At 59.3% G+C, this 12,248-nt stretch carries 13 protein-coding genes; 9 read left to right on the forward strand and 4 right to left on the reverse strand.

Annotation, left to right across the window (positions count from 1 at the left end):
* The first annotated feature begins 7 nt into the window (after window positions 1-7).
* Window positions 8-445: an FKBP-type peptidyl-prolyl cis-trans isomerase gene (fkpB, locus tag CKW20_RS27545; protein ID WP_176466970.1), complete on the forward strand. Its 438-nt coding sequence runs from the start codon at window positions 8-10 to the stop codon at window positions 443-445.
* Window positions 446-532: 87 nt separating this feature from the next.
* Window positions 533-1,480, forward strand: coding sequence for a 4-hydroxy-3-methylbut-2-enyl diphosphate reductase (gene ispH, locus CKW20_RS27550; RefSeq protein WP_095055700.1), 948 nt, complete (start codon window positions 533-535; stop codon window positions 1,478-1,480).
* Here the strand turns inward: ispH and CKW20_RS27555 are convergent.
* Window positions 1,449-2,006 carry a GspH/FimT family pseudopilin gene (locus CKW20_RS27555; protein ID WP_095055701.1) on the reverse strand — a complete coding sequence of 186 codons (558 nt, stop codon included), beginning with the start codon at window positions 2,004-2,006 and terminating at the stop codon, window positions 1,449-1,451. The two genes, ispH and CKW20_RS27555, sit on opposite strands and share 32 nt — an antisense overlap.
* A 130-nt stretch (window positions 2,007-2,136) precedes the next feature.
* Here CKW20_RS27555 and CKW20_RS27560 point away from each other — a divergent pair, with 130 nt between their 5' ends.
* Genes CKW20_RS27560 through thiO form a run of 7 tightly spaced genes read left to right on the forward strand, consistent with a single transcriptional unit; the run spans window position 2,137 to window position 8,933 of the window.
* Window positions 2,137-2,610, forward strand: coding sequence for a GspH/FimT family pseudopilin (locus CKW20_RS27560; protein ID WP_095055702.1), 474 nt, complete (start codon window positions 2,137-2,139; stop codon window positions 2,608-2,610).
* The gene (gene pilV, locus CKW20_RS27565; protein ID WP_095055703.1) at window positions 2,607-3,056 is read left to right on the forward strand and encodes a type IV pilus modification protein PilV; all 450 of its coding nucleotides are present in this window, start codon (window positions 2,607-2,609) and stop codon (window positions 3,054-3,056) included. The genes CKW20_RS27560 and pilV overlap by 4 nt, the downstream gene beginning before the upstream one ends.
* The gene (locus CKW20_RS27570) at window positions 3,053-3,763 is read left to right on the forward strand and encodes a PilW family protein (protein WP_095055704.1); all 711 of its coding nucleotides are present in this window, start codon (window positions 3,053-3,055) and stop codon (window positions 3,761-3,763) included. The genes pilV and CKW20_RS27570 overlap by 4 nt, the downstream gene beginning before the upstream one ends.
* An 11-nt stretch (window positions 3,764-3,774) precedes the next feature.
* On the forward strand, window positions 3,775-4,254 hold the full coding sequence (locus CKW20_RS27575; RefSeq protein ID WP_095055705.1) for a PilX N-terminal domain-containing pilus assembly protein: 480 nt from the start codon (window positions 3,775-3,777) through the stop codon (window positions 4,252-4,254).
* Window positions 4,241-7,360, forward strand: a complete 3,120-nt coding sequence (locus tag CKW20_RS27580; RefSeq protein ID WP_095055706.1) for a pilus assembly protein — start codon at window positions 4,241-4,243, stop codon at window positions 7,358-7,360. The genes CKW20_RS27575 and CKW20_RS27580 overlap by 14 nt, the downstream gene beginning before the upstream one ends.
* Before the next feature lie 14 nt (window positions 7,361-7,374).
* On the forward strand, window positions 7,375-7,776 hold the full coding sequence (locus CKW20_RS27585) for a type IV pilin protein (protein WP_095055707.1): 402 nt from the start codon (window positions 7,375-7,377) through the stop codon (window positions 7,774-7,776).
* Window positions 7,777-7,832: 56 nt separating this feature from the next.
* Window positions 7,833-8,933, forward strand: a complete 1,101-nt coding sequence (gene thiO / locus CKW20_RS27590; RefSeq protein WP_095055708.1) for a glycine oxidase ThiO — start codon at window positions 7,833-7,835, stop codon at window positions 8,931-8,933.
* A gap of 127 nt (window positions 8,934-9,060) precedes the next feature.
* On the opposite strand, the gene CKW20_RS27595 is transcribed toward thiO, so the two are convergent.
* Genes CKW20_RS27595 through CKW20_RS27605 form a run of 3 tightly spaced genes read right to left on the reverse strand, consistent with a single transcriptional unit; the run spans window position 9,061 to window position 12,216 of the window.
* On the reverse strand, window positions 9,061-10,401 hold the full coding sequence (locus tag CKW20_RS27595) for a sigma-54 dependent transcriptional regulator (protein ID WP_095055709.1): 1,341 nt from the start codon (window positions 10,399-10,401) through the stop codon (window positions 9,061-9,063).
* Between the two features lie 2 nt (window positions 10,402-10,403).
* Entirely contained in the window at window positions 10,404-11,993 is a 1,590-nt protein-coding gene (locus CKW20_RS27600; protein WP_095055710.1) for a PAS domain-containing sensor histidine kinase, read from the reverse strand.
* Window positions 11,983-12,216: a PP0621 family protein gene (locus CKW20_RS27605; RefSeq protein ID WP_095055711.1), complete on the reverse strand. Its 234-nt coding sequence runs from the start codon at window positions 12,214-12,216 to the stop codon at window positions 11,983-11,985. The genes CKW20_RS27600 and CKW20_RS27605 overlap by 11 nt, the downstream gene beginning before the upstream one ends.
* Window positions 12,217-12,248 lie beyond the last annotated feature (32 nt).

Below are 12,248 nucleotides of genomic sequence, written 5' to 3' on the forward strand. Positions count from 1 at the left end.
ACAGGTATTGGCTGAGCAACGCATCGGCCAGAACACGGAAGTCACCTTGCACTTTGCATTGCGTCTGGAGAACGGCGACACCGTCGACAGCACCTTCGACAAAGCCCCGGCGACCTTCAAGGTTGGCGACGGCAGCCTGTTGCCAGGTTTCGAAGCAGCGCTGTTCGGCTTTAAGGCCGGCGACAAACGCACCCTGACCATCGAGCCGGAAAACGCCTTTGGTCAGCCGAACCCGCAAAACGTGCAGATCATCCCGCGCTCGCAGTTCAAGGATATGGAACTGTCGCCTGGCTTGCTGGTGATCTTCAACGATGCGGCCAATACTGAGCTGCCCGGCGTGGTGAAAGAATTCGATGACGCCCAGGTGACCATCGACTTCAACCATCCGCTGGCCGGTAAAACCTTGACCTTTGACGTCGAGATCTTCAACGTCAAAGCGCTGTAACTGACCGAATACGGTCACCTGTAGGAGCAGAGCAAGCTCTGCTCCTACAGTGTTCTAACTTCTTGCGCGCAAGACACGAGGCACAGCATGCAAATCAAACTCGCCAACCCCCGTGGCTTCTGCGCCGGTGTGGACCGGGCGATCGAAATCGTCAACCGCGCCCTGGAAGTCTTCGGGCCGCCGATCTACGTGCGCCACGAAGTGGTCCACAATAAATTCGTCGTCGAAGACCTGCGCGCCCGTGGGGCGATCTTCGTCGAAGAGCTGGATCAGGTGCCGGATGACGTGATCGTGATCTTCAGTGCCCATGGCGTCTCCCAGGCCGTGCGTACCGAAGCCGCAGGCCGTGGCCTGAAGGTGTTCGACGCGACCTGCCCGCTGGTGACTAAAGTACACATCGAAGTTGCGCGCTACAGCCGCGACGGCCGTGAGTGCATCCTCATCGGCCATGCCGGCCACCCGGAAGTCGAAGGCACCATGGGCCAGTACGATGGCAGTAATGGTGGCGCGATTTATCTGGTCGAGGATGAGAAAGACGTCGCCGCGTTGCAGGTGATCAACCCTGAAAGACTGGCCTTCGTCACCCAGACCACCCTGTCCATGGACGATACCAGTCGTGTGATCGACGCCTTGCGTACCCGATTCCCGGCGATCGGCGGTCCGCGCAAGGACGATATCTGCTACGCCACGCAAAACCGTCAGGACGCCGTCAAGCAACTGGCCGACGAATGTGACGTGGTGCTGGTGGTTGGTAGCCCGAACAGCTCCAACTCCAATCGTCTGCGTGAACTGGCCGAACGCATGGCCACCCCGGCCTATCTGATCGACGGCGCCGAAGACCTGCAAAAGAGCTGGTTCGACGGTGTCGAGCGGATTGGCATCACCGCCGGTGCGTCCGCTCCGGAAGTGCTGGTGCGTGGCGTGATCCAGCAATTGCAGGCCTGGGGTGCCACAGGGGCTGATGAGTTGGACGGACGCGAGGAAAACATCACGTTCTCCATGCCTAAAGAGCTGCGCGTGCGTTCCGTGCTTTAACTTTTTTCGCCTTTCGACACAGCGCCTGCTCGGCCTTTTCGCTGCTCAGGCGCACTCGGCCACTTCGTGCCAGTACAACCTGGAGGTGGCTGACTGGCTCACGAGCCGCGCAAATGTGCAGTCTCCCTACCTGAAATGTCCCCTCAGACAGCAGCGGTTCCCCCAGATTGCTGAACCGCACAAAACGTCTGACCCACCAATTACCGACAATCGGCGTCCGAGCATCACTCGCACTCTCCACCAGCAGCGGATTGCTGCTGTCTTCCGGCCCTTTGCCGCTGATGTCCAGAATGATCCGCCAGCCCTGGCTCCAATCGCCGTTGATACCATGAATGACCACACTCTGGTTGCGGGTGATGGCCAGGGTTCTGGCATGCCGGATCCCGCCGATCAGCGACTCGGCTGCCTGTTGCCGATGGTTCGATTCGGTGAGCGTGGCAAACGCCGGACTGACCAGCGACAGAACAATTGCGCCAATCGCCAGTCCCATAAGCAGTTCGACCAGACTGAAACCCTGTTGCGGCATTAGCATTCCCTCCATGGAATGTGCGATGCGGCGCAATCCGTGCGCCGCTCGCGGCAAATCAACCGACGGGGGCCGGTCGAATGTTCTAGCGTGTAGAAGCAGGTATAGCCGACGGCAACGGAGCGCACCGATGGATCATCGTACAAAAGGTTTCACGCTGATCGAGCTGCTGATCACGCTCGCCGTGTTTCTGATCCTGATCAGCCTGGCCGTTCCCGCGTTTACGCGCTCAGTGCAAAGCACCAAGGCCGATACCGAGATCGGGGACCTGCAACGCGCGCTCAATTACGCGCGGCTTGAGGCGATCGACCGGGGCATTACCACCCGGGTTCGCCCGACAGCAGGCGGGAGTGTCTGGACCGGCGATCTGACCGTTTATGACGGTACCGGCAACCCGGCCAATGTATTGCGGGTTGTTCCAGCGATGAGCAGTGGTGCAACTCTGACGCTAACCTCAGGAGTGACTGCGATTGATTTCAACAATCTGGGCGGTTTGTCGGCGCCGTCCACGGCCGTTGTGATCAGTTATGTACTGGGGGCACAGAGCAGGACGCTGAATGTGTGTTTGAACGGACGAATTCAATTGGGTGGAAGTTGCGGATGAGAGGTTGGAGCAAGCGCGCACAGGAGGGCATGACGCTGATCGAGGTACTGGTCGCGTTGTTGGTTCTGGCCGTGGGATTGTTGGGCGCCGCAGCGATTCAGCTCAATGCGCTGAAGTACACCGACAGCTCGCGGATGACCAGTCAGGCGAGTTTTATCGCCTACGACATGATGGACCGCATTCGTGCCAACTCCGGCGCCGATTACACCGTTACGCCACCGACCTCGGGCAATTTGGGCGTGGCCCGGGATCAGGATCTGTACGACTTCACCCGCAATATTGTCAGTTTCGGCGGTGCCACGGCGACCGGCAGCATCACCCGCAACCAGCGGGTGTACACCATCACCATTACCTGGGATGACTCGCGGGCCGCCAATACCGCCGACTCACGCCGCAGTTTTGTCCTCACCAGTCGCGCCACCGTTGATCCGGCGACGACACCATGATCAGAGCCAACAGAGGTTTCGGCCTGATCGAGTTGCTGATCGCCCTGGCGTTGAGTCTGGTGGTGATTCTGGGTGTGGCGCAGATTTTCATCGCGGCTAAAAACACCTACGTCAGCCAGAGCACTGCCGCCGGCATGCAAGAAGATGCACGGTTTGTCCTGAGCAAGATGATTCAGGAGATCCGCATGGTCGGCATGTTCGGTTGCCTGGGTACGATTACCGACGAAAGCTCGGCAGGGAGTTTCAATGCCAGTCAGATCACGCCGATCAGTTGGGACAATGCCAACCAGAAATTGACCCTGGTGACGGCGGATATCGGCAGTGGTGGCGGTGCGCCGACCTGGACGGTCATTTCCGATTGCCGCAATACCGCGACGGCCCATAACGGTGTCCCCACGCCGACGTCGGGGCAGTTGGCGTTCCCGATCCGGCGGCTGGTCTACAGCTTCAGCAACGACCAACTGCTGATGGGTTCCGGTACCACACCGATACAGCAGGTGCTGGTGAACAATGTCAGTGAGTTCAATGTGAGCTTCGGCCTCGCCAGTTCGGGCACGGATACGGCTGCCTCCAGCTACAGCAGCAATCCATCCGATCCGGCGCGAATCCGCAGTGTGCGACTGACGCTGAAGCTGAGGGACCCGAACAACCGGGTACACGAACAAACCTTCAACGTGGTTGCCGCCTTGCGCAACCGGTTGCCATGAGGGGAGGGCCGATGAGTATTTCTCCCATGCCCCCTCACGCCCAGCGCGGTATGGCACTGTTGGTCAGCCTGGTGTTTCTGCTGGTGCTGACGTTGATCGGTCTTTCGTCGATGCAAAGCGCTACGTTGCAGGAAAAAATGGCCGGCAGCGTGATCCTGCGCAATCAGTCGTTCCAGGGCGCGGAAGCGGCGTTGCGCGTCGGTGAAAGCGCGGTGCAACTGATTACCTATTCATTGCCGGTTTGCAGCGGTACCAGCCAATGCGCGCCGCCGGCCGAGGCGTCAGTCGTTACCGCCGCCGGGTTCAACTCCGTCTCGGGGGTGACCTGGATCGCCTCCGGCAGTGGCTTTTACGGGGTGCAGAACATCGGCACCACACTGACGGCCGTGAACGTACCGAGCAACACGTCGGCAACGCTGTACCGGGTGACCGCCGTGGGCATCGCAGGCAACTCGCGCAGTGTGGTGGAGAGTATTTATGCGAAGTACTGAGACCCGCACAGGCTGGCGCCGTTGGTTGTTGCAGTTGTTCTGCGGCGCGGTGTTGAGCCTTTATCTGGCAGCGCCGACTTACGCCTTCACCCCCTCGGATTCGCCGCTGTTGAACGCCGCCGCCGTGGCACCCAATGTGATGCTGTTACTCGATGACTCGAAGGGTATGAACAGCATTATCTGGGCGGCAGGCTTCGACCCGACGGTCGCACGTCCCCCGGTGGCTATTTGCCTCTCCAATGGTTCGTGCAACAAAGGCCGAGAGCTTGACGTGGCTGATGGCAATATTCCCTTGTCGAGTTTGACTCATGGAACATGCTCAAAGGCCGGATGGTACGGTTTTTATATGAACAGCGTTTCCGGTCTGGATTCGCTTTGCCTCAAGCTTCCCGATCCGGTGGGCCGCGAGGACACCCTATATACCGCGAATTACCTGTCCTATCTGATAACCCTGGCCAACAATTCCGACCGGGATTTCACTGATGGTTCGATTCCCAATGATTACCGGATGAATGTGGCGCGCACCGTTTCCAAAACATTGGTGGCCAGCAACCGCTCGCTGCGAATAGGCCTTGCGACATTCAATCTGGCCGTCGGCAATCATAAGAACGACGGCGGTTACATCGTCCGTTCGGTCAGTGATTTGTCGGCAGTCAGCGGCAGCGTGACTCAGGCTCAGGCTGATACCAACTACAACGAATTGATCGCCGGAATCGATGAGCTGAGCGCACAGGCCAGTGTGCCGCTGGCTGAAGCCTATTACGAGATCACCCGCTATTTCCGTGGGATGACGCCTTACAACAACTCGACGCCCACCACCTACACCAGTCCGATTCAGTATCGCTGCCAGAGAAATTACGGGGTGGTGATCACCGGTGGTCTGCCGACCTTCGATCACACCTTTCCGACCGATGATCCGCTGGGTGGCAACCGCTTACCGAACTGGGATGGTATCAGTAACGATGGCGCCAACCCCGTCGGCGACAAAGAGGGCGACACCTTTTATCTGGATGACATCGCCAAGTTCGCCTTCGATATTGACATGCGGTCCACGGGTACCGACATCACAGGAAAAGGCTGGAACGCCCTGGATTTTCCCAAGCAGAACCTCAACACCTATACAGTGGGTTTCACCACGGCAAACCAGATGTTGTCGGATGCCGCCAGCTATGGACAGGGTAAGTACTACCAGGCGACCGACAGTACGGGGCTCAACAGCGCATTGTCTTCAGCCTTGAGCGACATCACCGCCAAGGCCGGGTCGGGCGGCAGCGGCGTGACCAGTGGCACGACCCTGACCAGCAATTCGAGCTACTTCCAGACCAGCTACGATACCAAGGACTGGCGCGGCACCATCAAGTCCTTTGGTTTCACGTCGGCGGGTGCAGTTAACACGGCTACGGTGCTGTGGACTACCGATACCACTATCGTGCCGGGTGCCACCGCGCCGATATACCAGTCCTGGAATACCCAAACCAACGCGGCTGTCACCCTGGCTTACAGCAATTTCTCAGCGGCCCAGCAGACATCCCTCAGCCAGGGGCTGCCTAGCGGTATTACCGGCAGCGATCTGCTGGAGTGGAGCAAAGGCACTAACAAAACCGGACTGAAAGTGCGTGGCGTATTGCTCGGCGACATCATCAATTCGCCACTGGTGCTGGCCGCACCCACGGACCACACCGCGTCCGATCTGGTGGGCGATACCAGCTACAGCACCTACTTGACCACCAAAGCCGCGAATATGAATGCCAGCCTGGTGGTGAACGCCAACGACGGATTCGTAAATGTCATCAACTCGACCAATGGTGTCAGGCGTTATGCCTACATGCCCTCCAGCGTGTTGCCATCGCTCAAGGACATCGCTGACCCCATTTACATCAATGGTGTGAGCCACAAGTTTTTGGTCGACGGCCAGGTCGGTGTGTTCGATGCCCAACTCGATAGCGCCTGGAAAACCCTGGCGATTGGCGGAACAGGGGCGGGCGGCAAAACCTTTTATGCGGTGCAATTGTTCGACGCATCGGCCGGCAACGTGACTAATGCGTTGTGGGAAATCAGTGCGCCGGCCACGGCCAGTACGGCGAACGTTTTCAATGATCTGGGTTATGCCTATGCGCGCCCGGAAGTGGCACGCTTGGCTGATGGTCGCTGGGCCGCGTTCATCTCCAACGGCTATGGCAGCAACTCCGGGGTGGCGGCGCTGTATGTGGTGGATATTCGCGACGGCTCGCTGATCAAGAAAATCGTGATCGACAGTACAGAAACCAGCAACGGCCTGTCCTCGGTCAAGCTCAGGGTCAACTCGCAGAACGTGGTGCAGGCTGCCTATGGTGGCGACCTGAAAGGGCGCTTGTGGAAGTTCGATTTGAGCGGCGCCACCACGGATACCTGGGGCGTGGCGTTTTCTGGCAAGCCATTGTTCACCACCGCGGGTGGCGCAACCCAGCCGATCACCGTACAACCATTGCTCGCCGATCACGCATTGGGCGGCAAGGAAGTGTTCTTCGGCACCGGGAAACTCAATGAGACCGCCGACAAGACCAACAAGGATCTCCAGGCGTTCTACGCCGTATGGGATGCCGAGGGCGGCGCGGGGCAAATCACCACTTCCAGTTTGCAGGCGCAGTCGGTGACGGGCGTTTTCTCAGGCAGCACCGGGCAATTCATCACCACCAGCCAGAACGAAGTGACCTACCCGGCAAAGAAAGGCTGGTACTTGCCGCTGGTGTACAACAATGTGCTGACGGGAGAGCGGGTGATCAATCAGGCCAGCCTGGTGTCGGGGCGAATCGTGTTTACCACGGCCAGTATGGAAGCCACGGATCCCTGTGCCAGCTTCGGCACCGGCAAACTGGTCGAACTCGATGCATTCAGCGGTAAGATGCTCAATTACGCGGTGCTCGACACCAATGCTGACGGGACAGTCGACAGCACTGACACGATTTCCAGCGGGGTGATTTTCACCGGTGGTATTCCGACCCTGAACGCGGTCGTCAATGACGCTACCCGCAAGATTGTGAACGACTCCGGTGGTGGCGTGACCACTCTGGTGGAAAAAGCCGGTGACGGCAGCGCCCGTCGCATCATGTGGCGACAAATACAGTAAGTGAGAGTTGAGGCATGCGCAGATCAAACCGAGGTTTTACCCTGATCGAAATCATGATCGTGATTGCGATCATCGGGATCGTCATCACTATTGGCTACCCGAGCCTCACCGAATATGTAAAAAAGGGCCGCCGCACTGAAGTGGCCGGGCTGCTTTCCGAGCAGGCGCAGATTCTGGAGCGTTTCTATACGAAGAGTAATGCCTACACCGGCGCCACCGGTCTGAGCGCCGGCAATGACTTCTATACCATCACCCCGACCTTGACCGATCAGACTTTCCTGCTGACGGCAACACGCAAGGCCGGTTCGTCCATGGCGAGCGACAAGTGCGGTGATTTCACCCTCACCAATACCGGTGTCAGAAGCATGGTCAATGCTACATCCGGCTTGACCACCAAGGATTGCTGGGGGCGCTGAGTTTCTTTTTCGGGCGCCCTTTGCGCTCTCTGTCTATTGAACGGTTGGATCAGAACATGAGCAGGCAACAGCAAGTAGTGATTGTCGGTGGCGGGGTGATTGGCCTGCTGACGGCGTTCAATCTCGCGTCCGAAGTGCAGAGCGTTGTGTTGCTGGACCGCTTGAACGTTGGTCAGGAATCCTCCTGGGCCGGTGGCGGGATCGTCTCGCCGCTCTATCCGTGGCGCTACAGCCCGGCGGTCACTGCGTTGGCTCATTGGTCTCAGGATTTTTATCCACAGCTGGCGGAACGTCTGTTCGCCGCCACGGGTGTCGATCCTGAAGTGCATACCACCGGGTTGTACTGGCTGGACCTGGATGACGAGGCCGAAGCGCTTGCCTGGGCCAAACGGGAAAACCGTCCGCTGAAGGTTGTGGATATCGCTGCGGTCCACGATGCGGTGCCGGTATTGGGCGCCGGTTTTTCGCGGGCGATCTACATGGCCGATGTGGCCAATGTGCGTAATCCTCGGTTGGTGAAATCCCTCAAGGCCGCTTTGCTGGCGCTGCCGAACGTGACAATTCATGAGCAATGCGAGGTCAGCGGGTTTATCCGTGAAGGCGCCGCCGTGGTCGGGGTGCAGACTTCGGTGGGGGCCATTCGGGGTGATGAGGTGGTTTTGACGGCGGGGGCCTGGAGTGGGGACTTGCTGAAAAAACTGGGTCTGGAGTTGCCGGTCGAGCCGGTCAAAGGCCAGATGATTCTCTATAAGTGCGCGGCGGATTTCCTTCCGAGCATGGTCCTGGCCAAGGGGCGTTATGCTATTCCTCGGCGCGATGGGCACATTTTGATCGGCAGTACGCTGGAGCATGAAGGCTTCGACAAGACGCCGACCGACACCGCGCTGGAAAGCCTGAAGGCCTCGGCGGTGGAGTTGATTCCGGCGCTGGCGGATGCCGAAGTGGTGGGGCATTGGGCCGGGTTGCGGCCGGGCTCGCCGGAAGGGATTCCCTATATTGGCCGGGTGCCGGGGTTTGACGGGCTCTGGCTCAACTGCGGGCATTACCGTAACGGGCTGGTGCTGGCGCCGGCATCGTGTCAATTGTTTGCGGATGTGATGCTGGGGCGGTCGCCGATTATCGACCCTGCGCCGTATGCGCCGGCCGGGCGGATCTGACCGAACGATCTTTGTTGTCGGTCAGATCGCCTTCGCGGGCAAGCCTCGCTCCTACAGATTGATGTCGTTCACAAATTTATTGATCAACTCAAATCTGTAGGAGCGAGGCTTGCCCGCGAAGGGGCCCTCAATCCAAGCCCAATTTCTTGAGCCTGTAACGCATCGACCGAAACGACAGATTCAACCGCTGAGCCGCCGCCGTGCGGTTCCAACGGGTTTCTTCCAGGGCCTGGAGGATGAGTTTGCGTTCGACGTTTTCCAGATAGGCTTCCAGATTGTCGATCTGCGTCAGGTCCGGCACACCGCCATCCGGGTTGCAGTTGCCTTCGGCCAGCCGTAGGTCGCTGGTTTCTATTTGTTTGTTCTCGCACAAGGTGTGCGCCCGTTCGAGCATGTTCTCCAATTCCCGCACGTTCCCTGGAAAACGATAGCTTTTCAGTGCGTCGAGGGCTTGTGGGTGGAGTTTTGCGGCGGGTTGGCCAGTGCCGGTCGCCAGTCGCTTGAGCATATTGTTGGCCAGAAGCTCAATGTCGTCGCGGCGTTCGCGCAAGGGTGGCACCCGCAGCTCGATCACGTTCAGCCGGTAGTACAAGTCCTGGCGAAAGCGTTCGGCGGCGACTTCGGCATCGAGGTCTTTGTGGGTGGCGCAGAGGATGCGCACATCGACCACGGTTTCCTGCTGGCCACCGATGCTGCGCACGGCTTTCTCTTGAATGGCCCGCAAAAGTTTGACCTGCATCGCCAGCGGCAGGTCTGCGACTTCATCGAGGAATAAAGTGCCGCCATGAGCGGCCTGGAACAGCCCGGGTTTGTCTTCGATGGCGCCGCTGAAACTGCCTTTGCGATGGCCGAAAAATTCACTTTCCATTAATTCCGACGGGATAGCCCCGCAGTTCACCGGCACGAACGGTCGGCTGGCGCGTGGGCCTTGCTCATGGATCAGCCGGGCGACCAACTCTTTGCCGCTGCCGGACTCGCCGCTGATGTACACCGGGGCCTGGCTGCGGGCCAGTTTGTCGATTTGTTTACGCAGGCTGCGCATGGGCAAGGAGTCACCCAGCAGCCGACGGTCAATGGCGCTGCTGGCGCCGCCCGGTGCAGGCAAACTCAGCGCGCTGATGACCAGTTCGCGCAGACGGGTGAGGTCGACCGGTTTGGTCAGAAAATCGAAGGCACCGGCCTTGAGGGCGTTGATTGCTGTCTCCAGGCTGCCGTAGGCGGTGATCATCGCCACTGGCACTTGCGCATAACGCTGCTGGATGTGCTGCACCAGCGCCAGACCGGTGCCGTCGGGCAGGCGCATGTCGGTCAGGCACAGGTCGAACGTCTCCCGTGCCAGCAATGCTTGCGCTTCTGCGAGGTTGCGCGCACTGAAGGTGTCGAGTTTCATCCGTCCCAGGGTGATTTCCAGGAGTTCGCGGATATCCGGCTCGTCGTCGACGATCAGGATTTTTTGCCGTGGGCTCATGTTCAACTTTGTTTCCGTCCGTGAGCAAAGGTGATGCGAAAGCAGCCGCCGCCTTGGCGTGGTTTGAAGTCTAGGCGGGCTTGATTGCTTTCGCACAGCTCACGGGACAGATAAAGCCCCAGGCCAGTACCCTGGCTGCTGGTGGTGAAGAACGGTTCGAACAAATGCGTGCGCTGGTCCGGCGCCACGCCGGGGCCATCGTCCAGGACTTCAAGGGTCGGCAACTGGCTGTCCGGGTCGACAAACAGTTCGAGCCAGGCCTGCGCCTGATCGTGGTTCAGGGCGCTGTGGCGCCAGGCGTTGCGCAATAGATTGTCGAGAATCTGGGTCAGTTGATTCGGATCCATCAGGGTTTTGAAGTCTCCCGAACCGATGCGCAGGTGAATCTGCTGATGCTCGGTCGTAGCTTCGTGGGTTTCGGCGACGAAGTGCTCCAGCCACGGCCGCAGATCAAGCCGTTGCGGCTCGGTTTGCTGGCGGCGGGACAGTTGCAGGACGTTTTCGATTACCCGATTCATGCGCTGAGAGTGGTCTTGAATGATCTGCGTCAGACGCCGATCCGTGCTGTTCAGTTCCTCGGATTCCTGCAGCAATTGCGCGGCATGACTGACGGCGCCCAGTGGATTGCGGATCTCATGGGCAATACCGGCGGTCAGGCGACCGAGGGCGGCGAGTTTCAGTTGCTGGGCTTGTTGAGCGATTTGGGCGATGTCTTCGAGAAAAACCAGCGTCTGGTGGTGCGGGCTTTGGTCCAGGGCAATGAAGCTCGGTTGCAGCTCCAGGCCATTGCTGGCAATTTTCAGGCTTTGCGGGCGCAAAGTCGGATTGTTGAACCACAGTTGGAGCCGCTCGACCAACGGCATCGCATGATCGTCGATCAACTGGCCATCCAGTTTTTCCCGCCCCAGCAAGGTCAGGGCGCTGTGATTGGCCAGTTGTACCCGCCGCTGCTCGTCGAGCACCAGAATGCCTGTGCGCATGCGTTGCAGGATTAGTGCGTTGAGGGCTTCGAGGCCGAGTACTTCGCTGGCCCGCTGCTCGGCCAGGGTTTCGCTGACTTCCAGTCGTCGGACCAGACCTTGCACCAACAATGCTGCGGCAAAACACAGGGCGCCGAGGGTGCCGACTTGCAGATAATCGCTGGCGCTGGCGGGGTGGCTGAAGCTCAGCAGGAAGCTCAAACCGACGATGCCGAGGGCGCCGACCGCGGCAATCAGCAAGCCAATATGCCCGCGCAGCAGGGTATTGCCGATGGCCACTGACACGATCAGCAAGTTGCCGATGGCGCTGGCCACGCCCCCCGCCGCGTAGAACAGGCCGCACAGCAGCAAGACATCGACCAGCGTCAGGCTGAACAACTGCGCCGGGCGCCGGGCGTTTCCCAGAAAGACCACCAGCAGGATATTCAGCACCAGGTACGACCAGCTGCCATTGCGCAGCAGGTCGTCATTGGCGAACGTCAGCAACTGGTTGTCCATGTTGCTGGAGATCAACAGCACCAGGGTGATGCCGACGCTTAAGCGGTAGAGGTGATAGAGGCGCAGCAGGCGCTGGGCCTGTTTGTTGCCAGGGCTGGACGTCTCAGCGATCACTGGAGCCCGGGCCTTGCTCAAGATGAGCCTGGCTGCAATACCACTGCTGTTCAAGTCTCAGCGCACGGTCGCGGGGCAGGTGTACGCCGCAATGGGCGCAACGCACCATGGGAGGGGCATCCTGTTCGCGTGGTGTATGGGGCCCAGACGTAGGACCTTTGAACTTGCGCCAGAGCCATACCGCCGCGGCAATCAGGACGATCCAGAACAATAAACGAAGCATGGTGAGCTGCTTTTTGATTAATGAAATGGCAG

This window comes from Pseudomonas sp. Irchel s3b2 (assembly GCF_900187445.1).
Lineage (GTDB): Bacteria > Pseudomonadota > Gammaproteobacteria > Pseudomonadales > Pseudomonadaceae > Aquipseudomonas.